We start from the raw sequence: 17,942 nt of genomic DNA on the forward strand, positions 1-17,942 counted from the left end.
GTTTAGGTACACGCTATACTGTGGTCCATTAAACGTGTACCAATTATGGAAGGGATCCAGACATGGCGCGCATCACACGCCCCCTCACTAACAACGAAATCCTTAAAGCCAAACCTCGGGAAAAAGACTTCACCCTGCATGATGGTGACGGCCTATTCTTGCTCGTCAAAACCACCGGTAAAAACTCTGGCGCTTCCGCTATCAACGTCCGGTCAGTGGCACCCGAACTAATTTGAGTCTCGGCTCATACCCTGCTCTTACTCTCGCAGCAGCTCGTCAGATCCGCGACCAGCACTTAACCACGCTCGCACAAGGTATGGATCCGCAACAGCAACAAGAGCAGGCATCAGAACAACGTCAGATTGAGCTGGATAGTATTTTCTCAACTGTGGCCGCCAACTAGTTCAAAATGAAGAGCAAAAGCGTCACTGAGGACTACGCGAAAGATATTTGGCGTTCTCTAGATAAAGGCGTATTCCCGGCAATAGGCGCGATACCTGTTCAGGAGATTAAAGCCAGAACGATAGTTGAAGCATTGGAACCAATCAAAGCACGCGGCGCATTAGAGACAGTTCGTCGATTGGTCCAGCGCATTAACGAAATAATGATTTATGCAGTCAACACCGGCCTGATTGATGCTAACCCTGCATCAGGAGTTGGAATGGCATTTGAGAAACCTCGAAAACAAAATATGCCGACACTACGACCAGAAGAATTGCCAAAGCTAATGCGTTCTTTAGTCATGTCAAACTTATCTGTTCCGACTCGCTGTCTTATTGAATGGCAACTACTGACTCTTGTACGCCCTTCTGAGGCCTCCGGTACCAGGTGGATAGAGATAGATCTGAATGCAAAGCTTTGGACAATCCCAGCAGAAAGGATGAAAGCTAAGCGTGAACATATTGTTCCTTTATCATTTGAGGCGTTAGATATTTTGGAAGTAATGAAGCCTATTAGTGCGCATCGTGAATATGTCTTCCCCAGTAGAACTAATCCCAAACAGCCAATGAATAGCCAGACTGCAAACGCTGCTTTAAAGCGTATTGGTTATGGTGGAAAGTTGGTTGCACATGGTTTACGTTCTATTGCAAGTACGGCAATGAATGAGGCAGGTTTCAATGCGGATGTTATTGAGGCCGCTTTAACTCATAGTGATAAAAATGAAGTTCGGAAGGCTTATAATCGCTCAACTTATCTTCAACAGAGAGTTGAGCTTATGAATTGGTGGGGTAACGAAATTCACCGATGATCCAAATGGCCAGCCTGTATATTCTAGGCTGGCAAATTATTACTCAATATCTTTCAAAAGCGAGTCAGGAAAATACACATCTTCTAGCACTCCAATTTTCCTTACCCAACTCTCAGCTAAAGCTGTTGTTAGTGATAATTCCGAAATATTGCAAAAATAATTTGCGCTTGAATCAGCCTGTACAGCGTCATCTTCCCTACCAACGTAATACAAACACGCTGAAAATAGTTTTTGTAAAAGTAAAATCCCAGTGTGTCCCCTAACAACTCTGGAGCAAACTCCAACATCTGAAGCTATGACACTGGGTAATACCGCATCAAAAGCATTAAAAAAACCGTCTACGCATGCTGGGTCAATATCATAAGCGTCACGTTTAATTAGCTTGATCGTTCCATCATTAATTACTATATCTTTCCAATCAATCAACGCAGCTGGCAAGCCAGCCTTGTCAATATCCTTTGCTGCAAGGGAAATAGCAGCCAGAACAGCAAAGGAAGATGATATTAATTCAGAAAATAACTCAATAGCTTTATATTTATATTCTGAAGGTGAGAGAAACTGAAATGCATCTATTATTATAGAAGCGTTAAAGAAATAATTTTCAAGTGAATGCCCTAAAGTCCAGTACAAGGAATCGTCACAATAGTGTGAATTCAGTAGGTCTTCAATTTGATCATTAATAGTGAACTCTCTGAATTCGCGGTCGCATAAGAAAGAAATATTATCTTTTCTTTTAACCCTCGAATGAATGGTTTCTATTTTCAACCTATTATTTTTAGACATAGCTTTGTCAGATGCTTTTATGTCTTGTGCTGTGTCAATTTTTACTTTAGACGCAGGGTTAAATTTATAAATTAACTGATATAGATGCGCACGGTCATGTCTCCCTTCAACCAACAGGCGCTTTTTAGAACTCATGGTCAATGATGTGATATAGCTATCAATCGTGTAAGCACATGAACTCATAAAGATTCATCCTCTTCCATTTCTTCCGAATCTTTATGGTTATCATTATCACGCGAAGAAATAAATTCAGGCGAAATATTTATCATAAAATCTTCGTAGCCTGTTGCAATAGAAGGTGAGTGAGTACAAACGATAATTTGTCGCCCACTAAGTTGGGAAAGCATTCTTTTCAATAGATCTTCTTGCCAATCGATATGTAATGAAATCTCTGGTTCATCAATAAGTACAATAGCATCATCTCCCATCTTAGATGCTGCATAAAGCATAGTCAAAAGTTGCCTCTCTCCAGAAGATAATACCCTAATAGGGCTCCATGAACCATCAGGGAATTTTAGCCCGACTTTTGGATATTTTCTTCTTAAGTCAAAATCATAAGCCATCTCTTTATCTTCTAAAAAAGAATTAACTGATGACATATAATTATCAATCTCAGAAAAAGCTTTTTCTTGATAGTCTTGCCTATCTCTTAACGCATCACGATACACAACCAAAGCACCAGAAACAGAATTCTCTACCTTACCCTTTAGATTCCTATTAATTAAAGATCTAATTTCCTCATATACCTTTGAATATTCCGCATAATAATCATTTTTAATTGAGCTATCTTGTGCTATTGCTAACCCTTCTATTTCCTTTAATAATTCCCCAGTAATCTCCCCCTCTACTGATGAATTATCAAACAATGCTGAAAAAACTTTCACAAATGATTCAGAAAAAGTTCTACTTTCATAGGCTGCAATACCCAACTGCGCTCGTCTTATTTCTTCTCTCAAGCGCTCTTCAATCTCCATTGGAGATGGATAATTTATGCTAGGCAAAAAGTGGCCGAAAAGCTCACGTGCAAAAACACTAGCTTTGCGGTTATAAAATGAAGGGCGAATACCTCTTCGCTCATAGCCTACATCAGAAGATGAGCTCCACGCTTCTAACATCGTTCGAAACGCTGGGAAGTATGATGCACTTACTTTTTGTAGTTCATTCTCTTTAACAAACCTATTGATATCCATCGCCAGCATTGATTTAACATCTCGCTCCCTCAAATGACGATCACTTTCTATCTCTCTCACCGCTGCCATAGCTTCCTCAACAGCGAAGTTAATATGCTTACCATTAGAAAGTGTTACCGAAATAAAAGAATGGTCATCTGTTTTATCTCTACGTATTACTATTTCCAGACCATCACTGTAAGTAGCCTTTATTTCTTCAAAAGTTAAAAATGCAAACCGAATAAAGTCACCATTAACTATATTAGCTATAACATGTATTAGTGTGGATTTCCCCGCCCCATTTTTCCCATGAATTACATTCAGGTCATTAAAAAAATCCACACTTAAATTATATCTATTATGAATTTTTGAAAGTTCTACTTTGCTTATTGTTCTAATCGCCACACTCTATCTCCTTTCACAGTATGTTTAAGCACTAACACAAATTTAAATTAAGGTCATCTTTCATAAGATGCACTGAAGTTACCAATATATTGCTAAATTAGCCTTGAGTACATGTTTGATCAATTGAAAATTACCATATTTATAATTTTACACTTCTCCCTAGCGCGCGCAATGCTCTCCCCGCCACGCCTGCCCGCTTAAGGGGCCGCTTTTAATGCAGGTGCAAAGGTGGCCTCAGGCCGCGCCACGACTGGCGCTGGTCTGGCATGCCGGAGCGAGAAAACGCATGCAAAACCATGCACCTTATGGATGCATGGCTTATTTCGTTAAAAATAGCGGGATTTACGGGGATTTTTTGACAGGCTACTGCGCGGCCAGTCCGGCGCGTCGACGGGTGTAAATCATGTTCTGTGCAGGGGTGAATTTTTCACGATTATCATCCCGCGAAGGCGCGTCAGGCCTGTATCCGATGGCCATTAAAATATCTTTATCCTGTGCAGAATAATTAATGTCATTTCCAGGGGTCAGCCAGACGGAAAGAGCTTCTCTCAGGTAAGAGACTGAACGGTCAAGCGCGAGATTTTTTATCATCGCGGGCTGGTTTTTAATCCCCATCAGCTCCGGTGCCAGTGCGGCGGCCAGCTCTGCGCCGTTCTGCTGCATAAAATCATGCAGCCGGTTACGGATGCTGATGCGCTGCACCTCCTCGTGCCCCAATCATGATTGGACAGTGCCAAGACAGCACTAACAAAAACAGGAAGTTAGCAGTCTCAGCAGGACACCGACCAGACGGTGAGGGGACAAAAAAGGATACGCAAAGGAGCCGCGGCTCCAGAGTGACATGAAAGCCCGTTGATGCGGGCTTTTTTATTGCTGCTCTCTGGCCTCATTCGCCACTCTCAATGCGACCGCAAACAACAGCCCGCTTTTCTTTCAACGCAGCCTGTCACCTTCCCCTCATACATGCTTTTTAGCCATAGCTGATGTGAGCGTCTGCTATGAGCTGTGAGTTCAACTGATAGACGCAACACACTTATTGAACCGTTCTAAGGCGGCTTCATAGTCTGGCGTTTAGCCTTTCTTTAACACCATTGAGATATGCTAGAGTCCTCCTGAACACCAGACAAGCCACGCCAATTCTTTGGTTTATAAAAAACGAGATCTGGTCCAGATTCAGACTTGCAGGCATGTTCAACTTGTTTTGCGCCATGTCCTACGTAGTATCTTCCTGTCAATAAAACATTGGCTCTACGCGAGCCATTTATTCAAGGAATGAATATGTACGTTCTGGCACTGATTTTCGCCCTTTCCAATAACACAACGAAAAGTGAAGTGATTGGCGCGTTTAGCGATCTGGCGCAATGCGAGACGGCATCACTGGCCCATTCGTCAAAGACGAAATGCTATTTTATTGACCCACAAAAAGGCATGCAGGAAGTGGATAATATGAATACACAAAATTCACAGAAAAAATAACGCACCTATTCAACAACCACTTTGACTTTCGGCTTCGACAAAATAATTTTTATCAGTTCGGTGAAGTTAACCGGTTTAAAGAAATAGTACCCCTGCTGGAAGGTAATATCGTTACGGTTCAGATAGTCAACCTGCTCCTTTGTTTCCACGCCCTCCGCCACAATGCTTAGCGACAGTTTTCGAGCAAGATCCAGTACACAGTCCAGAATCCGGGTGGAATCTTCTTCCATGCTGACTCGCGCCACAAAGCTTTGATCGATCTTAATGTAATCAATGTGTAGATCATGAAGATAAGAAAGTCCGGAATAACCGGTGCCAAAATCATCCAGAGCGATGACAAAACCATTTTCGTGCAGAACGTTGAGCGTCTGTACCAGGTGCTCATCGACATGCAAAGGTTCACGCTCGGTCACTTCGAGCACCAGATTCAAATCTTTTCGGCTGAACCGCGCCTTAAAGTTCAGACACTCGTCGACAAAGGTCGGAGCGGTAATATGAGAGGCGCTGAAGTTAATACCGACATGAAAACCTTCTGGCAACTTCGTGGCGATAGCATTCATATGGGTAACCACTTGTTCCATCAAACTTTGCGTCAGAGGAATAATCAAACCTGACTTTTCCGCTAGCGGAATAAATGACGCCGGGGAAATATATCCGGCTTTCGGATGTTTCCACCTCGCCAGCACTTCAACGCCCCGTAACGTCCCTTCCCGGCCATTCACCACGGGCTGATAAAAAGGCACGATTTCTCCCTTGAGAATTGCTCTGCGCAGCGCTTCTTCCGGTGTGGTGCTTTTATTTAAATACTTAATCAGGGCATACGCGGCAAAACAAGACATGAGAAAAATGAAGATCAGCATCCCCATCCCCTGACTGATGAGTCTTTGCAGGCTAAACACGGGCGGTAAATTATAACGTATTGTGAAGGGGTAACGTTTGGATCCTACCTGTCCGAACTCCTGGCCTGTATCGTTGACGGTCGCCACATCACCGGACAGCCCCAGGATCGCCTTCCCTACCATTAATGAATAATTCGCCTCTTTCAGCGGCGTGCGCAGTGAATCACGAATATGCTGATCGCTGATGGTGATGACAATTCGGCTCCCGGCAAGTTGATTCTGATATAACAAAACCGGTCGTCTGTTAACCGCATTATTTGCTGGCGCGAGTTGCAGCGTTGTCTCCGGTATCTCAGAAAGATAAGAAAGTAGCACGCGATTACCCGGCAGCGAGGAGCACCATATTTTGCCTTCGCGGTAGATTAAAATGGTCCGAAGATGAGGCTGTAGCGCGGCTTCCGTCCCTAACCGGTACTGTCCTTCCTGATCGCAACCCTTTCTCGTGATATCACTGGCCGTTGACGTCGCGTGAGTAGCCTCATCAAGAATGACATCAATATCACTCGCAACATAGCGGGCCCCCGAAAGACTGTCTGCTCTCGCCGAATACCAGAGCTGCACATTTAAAACAGAAACACCGAAAATAAAGAGCAACACAGAAACAATAATAGGGAGAAGAGTGTTACGCATTGTCAGCCCCGGGCGAAAGAAAAGTTATTATTTTGTCGTTGACTCGCTTAACGCCACGAATCTAAAAAGCATGGTAGAAAGAACGATAAATAACCATAGTCATGTCGATATTTATTTGTCGCCGTCAACGCCAATCAGCATGACGCGCTCCTGACGTAACACATGGAAAAAAATCGATATTTCCCGCTTACAGTTTTTTCCTAAAGCCAGCGCTTCGTTTAGATGCCATGCTTAATCACGCTAATAACTTATAACGTAAAGCGAGGACATGATGAAAAAGACTCTAATCGCATTATCTGCACTTCTGCTGGCTTCTCCTGTTTTTGCCGCTACGACACACGCAACCGATAATGATGTCGCTGCCGCACATGAAAACGCAAATACAGCGAAAGAGAAATTACACCAGGCGCAGAATCAGGGTGAAGAGCAAAAACTGAAAGCAGAACACCGCGCCGAAGGTAAACAGGATAATATCAGCAGCAAAGTTAGCGAAGGCTCGCAAGAAACCTGGCATAAAACCAAAGAAGGTACTGAAAAAGGCTGGAACGCCACGAAAGAAAGTGCTGAGCAGGGCTGGAATAAAACCAAAGAAGGCGCAGCCAGCGTAGAGAAGAAAATCAGCGAATAAATCTTTCGCCCTGATCATTAAAGAATAAAAAAGCCGCTTACGCGGCTTTTTTATTTCTGCTTTTCCCCGTCTGAACTTACCAGCTGTATTTCACTCCCAGCATGCCCTGGGTATCGCTGTAGCCTTTATCACCCAGTTGCACACCGACATTCCCCCAGACGCTTAAACGGTTATTCAGTTTACCTTCCACCCCGGTACGCACTTCACCCAGATTGCGCGCGCCGTCACGGCTGATTTTCACGCCATCCATCTTCACGCCGAAGGATTCGGTATTGTGGATCCAGTTCACTTCGACATAGGGCTGGAACTCGCGCTGCTGTCCGTCATCCATTTTGTGAAGACTGTTGAGGTACGTTTTCACCCCAAGACGCGTCTGAATGTTGCCATCACCTTCTGTTTCAATGCGCGCACCATCATGCCGGGTATGCGAATCCGACTTCACGCCCATCCAGGTGAACTGTGCCTGCGGCTGGATGTACCAGGTGTTCAGAGAACCCTGGCTGCCGCTGAACGTACCGGCTTTCAGGGTGTAACCCGCTTCCAGCGAGGCCGTCAGCCCTTTAGAGTCATAGCTGTCGCTCTCACGCTCGTCCGCATCCACCGTGTTGTCGAACCAGTTGTACAGCAACCAGCTATCAACATACGCCCCGGTGTTATCCACGGCATTCTGATACCAGGTTCCGTACAGACCGGCGCTGTAGCCGCTGGTACGTCCGTCTGAACCGTATCCTGCACGGTTACTCTGGGTGTTGCTGTGCTCATTGGCGTAACCGCCCATCACGCCGAGATGCCAGCGGTCCAGCCCATCCATACTCCACTGTGCAATGTCGCCACCCAGTTGCAGCACGTAGCGATTGCTCTGTGTTTTCAGTTGGCCGTCCCCCGCCGTGGAACGTTCATGCCCGCCGACGTGGCGCATCCACATGCTACCAGCCAGCCCTTCACCCTGGAGCGCATTGCTGTACTGCGGCTCGCCGAGACGATCGTGCAGACGGTGAGCAAACAGCGTGTTCGCAGCAGAAATATTGCTGGTATAGCTACCCGCTTCCGGTCGCAGAACATCCACCGTCCGCGGATCAACAACCGGCGGGTTGTCCGAATCAATCACACCATTCCATTTGCTGGTCAGATACCAGTTTTTCGCCGCCTCGCCGGTTCCCTTCGCCAGCGTGTAGACATACGCACCGGCCTCCACGGAGCCACGGGTCAGGGCGAATTGACCGGCTGAATTGCCCTCCACTTGCACCAGTTCAATGCCGTTGCGGGTCTGCGCGCCAATACCGCCGACATTATTGACGTCCACCCGCGTGTTACCGGAGGTATCGCCATGTACGGTCAGTTTGTCCGTGGCGGAATCATCACCGCCGAGGGCTGTGTTAAATACCATCAGACCGTCATTACCGTGGTAGTTACCGTTCACATCCAGGTGATTACCCGGCTGCATGCCCGAACGCCCCAGGATCACAGTGCCGCTGTGAGTCAGATTGCCGCCGACTGTAAAGCCGGACACCTGCATCGTCCCGCCGCTCATCACATCCACATCCCCGGCGGTGCGACCATACCCCGACAGGGTAGCGCCATCGTGAATATTTACCTGCTGGTTAGCCATATCGACGGCAGAATCGGCATCGCTACCCAGCGCAATCTCACCGTCGAGAATATCGGTGGTGCCCGTCCAGGAGGCCAAATCCTGTTTCAGTGTCAACACGCCGCTACCGGTCTTGGTCAGATTGCCTGTGCCGCTAATGGCATTGTCCAGCGTCCAGTTCGTATCCGTCGCTACCGTCAACAGGCCGTTATCCGTCACAGAAGCAGTGCCAAGGTTCTGCTGTTCACTGACGGTCAGTTTGTTGTCTGCGTCGATATTGAACAGGCCGCTAAAACCGCTGTTATCCCCGCTGACGACCACATCTGACATGTTTGCCACATCAATGCCGCCCGCTCCGCTGAGGGTGTTCGTCAGCGTGCCGACAACGCCATTCAGGGTCAATGTCCCGCCGTCGACGATATCGCCGCTGCCTGCACCCAGCACATCATTTACGCTCACTTCCGCCCCGCTGCTGATGGTCGTTTTGGCCGTCAGGGCGGCGTTAGCACCGTCAATCGTTAACAGGCCGCCGTTAACATTCAGCGCGCCACTGCCGGTCAGACTTCCCTCGCTAAGCCCGCCGTTCGACAGGGTCAGCGAGCCGCCATTTAGTGCTAAGGTAGAGTTGGACTGTCCTGTCAACGTACCCGCCGTCTGGGTTGTACCATTGAGATCGGCGGTTGCTCCACTACTGATGTGCAATTCGCTGGTCTCGCCCAGCGCGCCATCGGCGTCGGTGCGCAACGTCCCTGCCTGTACCTGCGTGGCACCACTGTAGTCGTTCAGGCCGTTGGAGAGCGACACGACATCAGCCGTATTCACCGCCAGATTGCCGCTGCCGGAGATCGTCGCCGACATATCAGCGCCCGCACCCGTCGCCCCCGCATACGGCGACAGCACCAACGTTTGTCCGGAGAGAATATCCAACGCCTTCAGACCGTAGTTTACATACAGGCCATTACCCGGTGCGGTGGTCAGGCGAAAACCATACTGCCCGTTCGCCACGGTCGTCCCGTTCTGCGCTATCTGAAGGGTTTTATCTCCCGCAATCGGCGCACCGTTTTGATCGGCAAGCGTCAGTGAACCACCCGACCCAAGCACAATCGACGCTTTCACCAGTTGTACGCCAATCCCGGCGTCATCCTGCTGTAGCAGGTTTGCGGTAGTATCTGGATTCGCCGCCGCGCCAGTATCGTTCCAGGGATCGGCAAGGTTTACTTTCACCGTGCCGGTACCGTCTGCCTGATGTTCGCGTCCGTTGTACATTACCCCCGCTGCGCCGGCAACCAGGGTATTGACCGACACCAGACTGTTGGAGATCGTTGCCCCCGGAAGCGTAACGTCAAAAGCCAGCATGCCCCCATTAAAAAGTAGCCCCGTAAGATCCTGCGTACCGCTGACGGTTGTGGTGTTCCCCGCACTGCTGATTAACAGCGATTGTGCCAATGACGAAGCGTTATTCCCGGAAAGCGCAAATGTGCTATTTCGCAACTCAACCGCTCCGCGAAAACTGTTGCCGACAGCAGGCGTAAAGGAAAAGACATCATCTCCAGCGTGCAGATTGACAGACATCAACCCCGTGCCGTTCAACACATTGCTAAAAGCAAAGTCATTAGTGCTGGTGTCGGTGGCACCGACAATTTCGAGCGTGCCATCGCTGCCAATCGTTACTTCACTGCTGCCAAGACCGGTTCTGTTAGCGCTAGATTGCTGAGCCGAGGTGAGCGTGCCGCCATTGACCAGGGTCTTCCCGCTGTAGGTATTGTCCCCCGTCAGTACGGTATGCCCGGCCTGATGAACAATCGTTCCCTGGCCGGTAATCGGCATAGCGAGCTGATATCCTCCCGCGGTGGAGGGATCGTTGGTGGTGTGATTGAGCACAAGAGAACCGGTACCCGAGCCAAACGTCACGCCGGTCACGCCGGAAATCACGCCCGCTCCGGCGGCGGCCTGTCCCTGAGCCGCGCCAATGTTCACTACGCCGGTGCTTGAGGCATTCTGCGCAATGAACAGTTTGCCATTCAGGTTAAGCGCGCCGCTGTTACTCAGGTTGAGAGTACCGTCGCCCACAGCGCCGACGGTGGCTGACGTCGCATCCAGACGCGATCCGGCGCCATTGATATTCACCGTCCCCTCGCCGCCATTTGCCGCCAGGCTCACCGCGCTGGCAACCACTTTCCCACCCGACTGAATATCCAGTATCCCTGTCGCGGAATGACCCACGTTGAGTTTTTTGGTGACGTCACTGGCGTCAGCGATCCGCCATTCCCCGCCGTTACTGATATTCACTCGCCCGTAACCCGCAGGCGAACGTCCCAGCATACTGTCGGCGCTACTGCGTACAATGGCAGAGTCAGAGATATTCAGCGTTCCCGAACCATAATCCCCGACCCGCAGCGCGCCGGTGCTCATTGTTGAATTCTGACCGCTAACGCTGACGGTTCCGACCCCGGCCTCAAAACTGCCAATCGTTGTCATACCGGCGTTCAGCGCACCGCCCTCTTCAATGTTAATCACTCCTGTGCCGCCATAACCAATATTCAGGTCCTGGAGCGCCCCCGAAGGATTCACTAAATTCCACAGCCCACCCGAACGGATCGTAGCGGACCCGTGACTGCCATTTGATCCGCCCAACACGCCCAACCCTGAAGTATTCACCACCGCAGCGTTGGAGATGGTCATGGTGCCGACACCGTACTCGGCAATGGTCATCGCTCCTGAACGTAACGAAGAGCCGGAACCATCGACGTTCACCGTACCGTTCGCCTGGGTGTTATCGCCGATAATGAGCTTGTAGACATCCGATCCTGCCACCACACCGCCCGCGAGAATATTCAGTGTGCCCACGCCGTTCATGCCGACGAAAGTGTAGTAATCCAGTGAATATCCCGTCGACACGTTGACCACCTCGCCATTATCAATAATGGCCGAATAGGCGGGCAGAGAGGCCAGCAGCAGCAGTGACAGGGCACTACGTTTAAAAAGCGGTTGCAAAGCATGATGTTGTTGAGCGGAAGAGGACGTTGTTTTCAAAGATGAATGGGTTGATGACTGGCTTGTCCCTCTCACCAACTCGGAACAAACCTGAAATACCTTCAGAACTTCATTCCATATAACGCGATAATTTGTGTTCATAAAAAATGCTCATAATCTGATAAAATGTTTATATGCGGTGTAATTGTTTTTAATACGCAACATAGAATCGATAAGCTTCCCTCACCTGGAAATGGGAAATAGAGGGCTATTCAGAAATGAATTCTGAACAGTCTTAAATTAAATAATCTATTGATGGTGTTATAATGATTTCACATATTGTCTCCGACAATAGTATCCATGCATGAGTAAATAACGAACATCCAGGATCCACGATTTACTCTCCGGAGAGGGCGTTAATGAATCACAGACCATCGTCAGAAATAAAAAACAATATTATGCAAATATATAACGCGTGTCCCTGTACAAAACATCCACTCATGCCAGTTGGTGACTGACAACACACGATAAATTCAGACCTTCTGGTGACGACCCGGGATCGGTTCGGCGGCAGCCATTGCGGCTTGCTGTTTGGTTAATAATGTTTATGTAATTCTTGCGCTCAGTTTTACACTCGCCTAAAAAGCTGTCAATACGCCCCCGGACTATTAGCCTGAACATTAATATCAGAAAATAATAATTAGTGAGCATAAATTCCTGGGAAGGACAGATGACGAAATTCTATTTTTCCGTATCATGAAAGGGGAAATAGAGAGGAACCCAGGATTTTTATATTGCGCAATAAGATTTTTAGCATTTTGCCAGCGTGTAAAAACTGCCTTTGAAAAGCACTTTTTGCTAAAAGCTTTTATGGCTCAATGTGGTAATTCCGGCTATCTGATTGTCTATAAAGAATATTTATGTTTTCATCGGGATGTGAGCGACCACTAAAAAGCGAACCCGAACATGTAAACCGCCTAACGTATTGCTGCGTGAAAGATGAGGATGGGTGCGATGCAAACGGGCAATATCAGAAACCAGCGCCAGGCCAATGCCTGCTCCGGCTTCCGTTCCGGCATTTTCCAGACGATGGAACGGCAGCATTGCCTGATGAATCTGTTCATCTTCGATGCCAGGACCACTATCTTCGACCTCCAGCACCACGGCCTCACCTTCCCGACGTAACCTGGCGGTCACCGTCCCTTGGGCCGGGGTATATTTCAGGGCGTTATCCAGCAAATTACCGCACAATTCCCCCAGCAGGACATCATCACCGTCTATCCATATCGCCTCCAGCACGCCTTCATAACCCAGGTCGATGCCTTTACTGCGCGCCTGCGCCAGTCGCGTGAAACAGCTCGTCTGCACCACCTCGAACAGATTGACCGGTGAAAACTGCCGCTCCCCCTGCTCTTTTCGCTTCACCGCTGAAAGCTGTAACAACCTTTCCGTCAGCAGGATGGTGTTGTCCAGCGTCGTACTCATCGCCCGTAAACTCTCGTGCCACTGCTGAGGCTGTTCGCTGGCAAGCGCTACGGCGGCCTGCGTTTTCAACACGGCCAGCGGGGTTTTCAGTTGATGAGAGGCATCGGCGCTAAACCGTTCCTGCCGGGAGATCAGCGCGCGCAGGCGATCGAGATAGCGGTTAAACGCGACGATCAGCAACCGCGTCTCCGACCAGGGCAGCAGTTCAGGTAACGGCGTCAGGAGTTCCGGTTCACGTCGCACCATCAGTGAGGAGAGCTGGCGCATCGGCCGCAGCACGCGGCGCAGCAGCCAGCCGACCAGCACCAGCGTCAGCAGCACCAACAGACCCTGCGTTACCGATGACGAAAACAGCAGTTGTCCTGCCAGGTAACGCCGCGATTGTAGCGTCTCTGCGACGTAGATCTCCGCCATCCCGACAATGCCGCCCTCGTTTACCGGCTGTAGCAGGCGCGCCACGCGAATGGCCTGCCCCTGATATTGCGTATGATAAAACCAGGCCAGCGCAGGGTAGAGTTGCGTACGAGAGGTGGAAGGCGGCATTGCCGGCAGGTCGTCGTAACCCGAAATCACCTTCCCCGACGGATCCACCACTTTATAGTACAGCCGGTCGTTCATGTTCAGTTCAAAGCTGTCCAACACCACCCACGGAACATTGACCTCCAGCGTTGCATTGCGGACCACCAGCCGCTCCGCCACCGTGCGGGCAGACGACAGCAGCGTGCGGTCATAGGCCTGCGTTGCCGCCTGCAGGGCGCTGACGTAGCTGTTAAACGCCGACAGTCCCCACAGCAGAATCAACGGTAGACCAAGAAACAGCATCAATTGCAGGTATAACGACTGGGGTTTAACCCACCTCATTGCCGCACTCCAGCACGTATCCCAGCCCGCGCAGCGTGGTGATCCGCACATTGCTGCCCTGTAATTTTTTCCGCAGACGATGAATGTACAGTTCGATACTTTCGGGGCTGACCTCATCGTTCAGGCTGAAGACCTGTTCGAACAACTGCTGGCGCGATACCGGACGGGTTCTGCGATACATCAGCACCGTCAACAGCGCCAGTTCACGCGGGGTGAGCGCCAACGGTTGCTGCTGAAGCAAGAAATATCCTTCGTCATGGAATGCCAGATCGCCCAGTTGCTGAAGCTCCTGTACCTGTCCCGCACTGCGCCGGAGCAAAGCCCGCAGCCGGGCGTCCAGTTCCTCAAGTTCGAAGGGCTTGGGCAGATAATCATCCGCTCCGGCATTGAGTCCTTTTACCCGATCCGCCACCGCGCTACGCGCTGTCAGCAGCAGCACCGGCAGCGTCTGCGCACGCTTACGCAGACGCTGCACCACTTCCAGTCCGTCGATCCCAGGCATGTTGATATCCAGAACCGCCAGCGCATAGGTTTCGCTATGCAGAAGATGGTCGGCAGCCAGTCCGTCGAACACACAGTCCACGGCGAATCCGTTCTGTACCAGCGCTTTTTCCAGCCAGTGAGCCAGCTCACGGTTATCTTCCGCCAATAAGAGACGCATATCACATCCTGTAAAGTTTCTGCCGCATTGAAAGGGAAATGAAAGGTTAATGTTTTAACAATCACGCAACTGAACCGCTACATGTTGGTTCACATAATCAAAAAATAATCTTCCGAACCCTACCATCCGGTTCTCCGGCGTGAGGATAAATAATGAAAAAACAGTTCGTTCGTACCCTTGCTGCAAGCGTTTTACTGATGAGCACCTCTGTCCTGGCGCAAGAAGCGCCGTCGCGTACCGAATGTATCGCCCCGGCGAAACCGGGCGGCGGCTTTGACCTTACCTGCAAACTGATTCAGGTGAGCATGATGGAAACCGGCGCTATCGAGAAACCGATGCGCGTGACCTACATGCCAGGCGGCGTGGGCGCAGTCGCCTATAACGCGATCGTCGCGCAACGGCCCGCCGAAGCGGGGACGGTCGTGGCGTTCTCCGGCGGTTCGCTGTTGAACCTGTCGCAGGGTAAATTTGGTCGTTACGGCGTGGATGATGTGCGCTGGCTGGCGAGCGTCGGTACGGACTACGGCATGATCGCCGTGCGCGCCGACTCACCGTGGAAGTCACTGAAAGATCTGCTCACCGCGATGGAAAAAGATCCCAACAGCGTGGTGATTGGCGCCGGGGCCTCTATTGGCAGCCAGGACTGGATGAAGTCGGCGCTGCTGGCGCAACAGGCTCACGTCGATCCGCACAAGATGCGCTATGTCGCCTTTGAAGGCGGCGGCGAACCAGTCACCGCACTGATGGGCAATCATGTACAGGTGGTTTCCGGCGATCTCAGTGAGATGGTGCCCTATCTGAGCGGCGATAAAATCCGCGTCCTCGCCGTCTTCTCTGAAAACCGTCTGCCCGGACAACTCGCCAATGTGCCTACCGCCAAAGAGCAGGGTTACGACCTGGTCTGGCCCATCATTCGCGGCTTTTATGTCGGCCCAAAAGTCAGTGATGACGAGTATCAATGGTGGGTGCAGGCATTTGAAAAACTCCAGCAGACCGACGCGTTCAAAAAGCAGCGCGACCTGCGTGGCCTGTTCGAATTCAATATGACGGGTCAACAGCTTGATGAGTATGTCAAAAAACAGGTGACCGGTTACCGCGAGCAGGCGAAAGCCTTTGGCCTGGCGAAATAAAGATGGAGGCTCCGATGAGCGATCGTATTTTCGCCGGTATCTGGCTGTTGCTGTGTATCGCCGGGCTGTTTATCGCCTGGCAAATTCAGAGTGAATACAGTTACGAACCGGTCGGCCCGCGTCCGTTTCCGCTGGGGATTATCGCCCTGATGGCGCTGTGCGCGCTGGCACTCCTGTTACGCCATCCGGATGTTGTGGACTGGCCGCGCCGGCACGTCCTGCAAAAACTGTTAACTATGGTGATCGTCCTGTTGATGTACGCCTGGGGCTTTGAGTGGCTGGGCTTCCCTGTCGCCACCGCCATTCTGACGCTGGTGATTGGCATTCTGTTTGGCGCCACATTACCCGCCGCGGGCATTTCCGGCGCGATCCTCGGCGTCGCCCTGTGGTATGCCTTCGACCGCCTGCTTGATGTCACCTTACCGCTCGGCGCCTGGCTGAGTTAACGGAGAAACGATGGATACCTGGATATATCTTTCTCAGGGTTTTGCGGTGGCGATGACGCCGGAAAACCTGGTGATCGCGCTGATCGGCTGCTTCGTCGGCACCATTGTCGGTCTGCTGCCGGGTCTGGGGCCGATCAACGGCGTGGCGATCCTGTTGCCACTGGCCTTTGCTTTGCATCTGCCAGCGGAATCGGCGCTAATCCTGTTGGCAACGGTTTACATTGGTTGCGAATACGGCGGACGCATTTCGTCGATTTTGCTCAACGTGCCCGGCGATGCGGCGGCAATTATGACCGCGCTGGACGGCTACCCGATGGCGCAACAGGGGCGCGGCGGCGTCGCGCTCTCTATTTCAGCGGTCAGCTCCTTCTTTGGCTCACTGATCGCCATCGGCGGAATCATTCTGTTCGCCCCCTTACTGGCGCAATGGTCGCTGGCGTTTGGTCCGGCAGAGTACTTCGCGCTCATGGTTTTTGCGATTGCCTGTCTTGGCAGCATGATGGCGCAAAATCCGCTGAAATCGTTTCTGGCGGCGCTGATTGGTCTGGGACTGGCGACCGTCGGCGTTGACGCCAACACCGGGGTGTATCGCTTTACCTTTGACAGCGTGCATCTTTCTGACGGCGTGCAGTTTATCGTCGTGGTGATCGGCCTGTTCTCGGTTTCTGAAATCCTGCTGATGCTGGAACATACCAGCAGCGGGCAGAAACTGGTACGCAAAACAGGGCGCATGCTGTTCAACGCCAAAGAAGGCGCGCAGTGCGTCGGCGCGACGCTGCGCTCGTCGGTGATTGGCTTCTTCGTCGGCGTGCTGCCGGGCGCGGGTGCCACCATCGCCAGCGCCATCACCTACATGACCGAGAAAAAAATCAGCGGCAACAGCGACAGCTTCGGCAAAGGCGATATTCGTGGGGTTGCCGCACCAGAAGCGGCGAATAACGCGTCGGCCTGTGGCTCGTTTATTCCGATGCTGACGCTGGGCGTGCCGGGTTCCGGCACCACGGCGGTGATGATGGGTGCCCTAACCCTGTACAACATCACGCCGGGACCGGCGATGTTTACCGAACAACCGGATATCGTCTGGGGATTGATTGCGGCTCTGCTGATTGCCAACGTGATGCTGCTGGTGATGAACATTCCGCTGATCGGCCTGTTCACCCGGATGCTGACCATCCCACTGTGGTTCCTGGTACCGGCTATCGCGGCGGTTTCCGCTGTCGGGGTGTACGCCGTACACAGTACAACCTTCGATCTGGTGCTGATGGTCGCGCTCGGCGTGCTGGGCTACGTTCTGCGCAAAATGCACTTCCCGATGTCGCCGCTGATCTTAGGCTTTGTGCTGGGCGAAATGCTCGAACAAAACCTGCGCCGTGCGTTGTCGATCAGTAACGGCAATATGGCGATTCTGTGGGAAAGTAGCGTCACCAAAGTGCTGCTGGTGATGGCGGTGGCAGTCATTGTGATCCCGCCGCTGTTACGGATCCTCCGTAAGCGCCACACCAAACCGCAGGTGGATGTCGGGTAATGCCTCGCCGGATGGCGCTTCGCTTATCCGGCCT

General features: G+C 51.0%; 10 protein-coding genes and 4 pseudogenes. 6 read left to right on the forward strand and 8 right to left on the reverse strand.

What is annotated here, in order from left to right; genetic code table 11:
* The first annotated feature begins 62 nt into the window (after window positions 1-62).
* A pseudogene (locus KI228_RS16805) lies at window positions 63-1,249 on the forward strand (integrase domain-containing protein).
* Window positions 1,250-1,288: 39 nt separating this feature from the next.
* Here KI228_RS16805 and KI228_RS16810 read toward each other — a convergent pair.
* From KI228_RS16810 to KI228_RS16820, 3 genes and pseudogenes are all read right to left on the reverse strand, one after another.
* Entirely contained in the window at window positions 1,289-2,215 is a 927-nt protein-coding gene (locus tag KI228_RS16810) for a DUF4435 domain-containing protein (RefSeq protein WP_061069702.1), read from the reverse strand.
* Window positions 2,212-3,606: an AAA family ATPase gene (locus tag KI228_RS16815; RefSeq protein WP_061069701.1), complete on the reverse strand. Its 1,395-nt coding sequence runs from the start codon at window positions 3,604-3,606 to the stop codon at window positions 2,212-2,214. The genes KI228_RS16810 and KI228_RS16815 overlap by 4 nt, the downstream gene beginning before the upstream one ends.
* A gap of 363 nt (window positions 3,607-3,969) precedes the next feature.
* Window positions 3,970-4,317 (reverse strand): annotated as a pseudogene (locus tag KI228_RS16820) (phage polarity suppression protein); the annotation flags it as partial.
* A gap of 567 nt (window positions 4,318-4,884) precedes the next feature.
* Between KI228_RS16820 and KI228_RS16825 the strand changes: the two are divergent.
* Complete coding sequence (locus KI228_RS16825; RefSeq protein WP_042999658.1) at window positions 4,885-5,082, forward strand: hypothetical protein; 198 nt, start codon at window positions 4,885-4,887, stop codon at window positions 5,080-5,082.
* A gap of 5 nt (window positions 5,083-5,087) precedes the next feature.
* Here the strand turns inward: KI228_RS16825 and KI228_RS16830 are convergent, their stop codons facing one another.
* Complete coding sequence (locus KI228_RS16830) at window positions 5,088-6,611, reverse strand: EAL domain-containing protein (RefSeq protein WP_061069700.1); 1,524 nt, start codon at window positions 6,609-6,611, stop codon at window positions 5,088-5,090.
* A 271-nt stretch (window positions 6,612-6,882) separates the two neighbouring features.
* Between KI228_RS16830 and KI228_RS16835 the strand changes: the two genes are divergently transcribed.
* Window positions 6,883-7,239, forward strand: a complete 357-nt coding sequence (locus tag KI228_RS16835; RefSeq protein WP_042999656.1) for a hypothetical protein — start codon at window positions 6,883-6,885, stop codon at window positions 7,237-7,239.
* A gap of 76 nt (window positions 7,240-7,315) precedes the next feature.
* On the opposite strand, the pseudogene KI228_RS16840 reads toward KI228_RS16835, so the two are convergent.
* From KI228_RS16840 to tctD, 4 genes and pseudogenes are all read right to left on the reverse strand, one after another.
* Window positions 7,316-11,608, reverse strand: a pseudogene (locus KI228_RS16840) (autotransporter outer membrane beta-barrel domain-containing protein); the annotation flags it as partial.
* Window positions 11,609-11,851: 243 nt separating this feature from the next.
* Window positions 11,852-11,962 (reverse strand): annotated as a pseudogene (locus tag KI228_RS24635) (ESPR-type extended signal peptide-containing protein); the annotation flags it as partial.
* Window positions 11,963-12,718: 756 nt separating this feature from the next.
* Window positions 12,719-14,146, reverse strand: a complete 1,428-nt coding sequence (locus tag KI228_RS16845) for a sensor histidine kinase (RefSeq protein ID WP_058586987.1) — start codon at window positions 14,144-14,146, stop codon at window positions 12,719-12,721.
* The gene (tctD, locus tag KI228_RS16850) at window positions 14,133-14,807 is read right to left on the reverse strand and encodes a transcriptional regulator TctD (protein ID WP_044255134.1); all 675 of its coding nucleotides are present in this window, start codon (window positions 14,805-14,807) and stop codon (window positions 14,133-14,135) included. The genes KI228_RS16845 and tctD overlap by 14 nt, the downstream gene beginning before the upstream one ends.
* 152 nt (window positions 14,808-14,959) lie before the next feature.
* Here tctD and KI228_RS16855 point away from each other — a divergent pair, with 152 nt between their 5' ends.
* The 3 genes from KI228_RS16855 to KI228_RS16865 are packed head-to-tail and all read left to right on the forward strand — an operon-like array spanning window position 14,960 to window position 17,908.
* Entirely contained in the window at window positions 14,960-15,937 is a 978-nt protein-coding gene (locus KI228_RS16855; RefSeq protein WP_042999652.1) for a Bug family tripartite tricarboxylate transporter substrate binding protein, read from the forward strand.
* Between the two features lie 14 nt (window positions 15,938-15,951).
* Window positions 15,952-16,383 carry a tripartite tricarboxylate transporter TctB family protein gene (locus KI228_RS16860; protein WP_042999651.1) on the forward strand — a complete coding sequence of 144 codons (432 nt, stop codon included), beginning with the start codon at window positions 15,952-15,954 and terminating at the stop codon, window positions 16,381-16,383.
* A 10-nt stretch (window positions 16,384-16,393) separates the two neighbouring features.
* Window positions 16,394-17,908, forward strand: coding sequence for a tripartite tricarboxylate transporter permease (locus KI228_RS16865; protein WP_042999650.1), 1,515 nt, complete (start codon window positions 16,394-16,396; stop codon window positions 17,906-17,908).
* Window positions 17,909-17,942 lie beyond the last annotated feature (34 nt).

This window comes from Citrobacter amalonaticus (genome assembly GCF_018323885.1).
GTDB classification, from domain to species: Bacteria; Pseudomonadota; Gammaproteobacteria; order Enterobacterales; family Enterobacteriaceae; genus Citrobacter_A; species Citrobacter_A amalonaticus.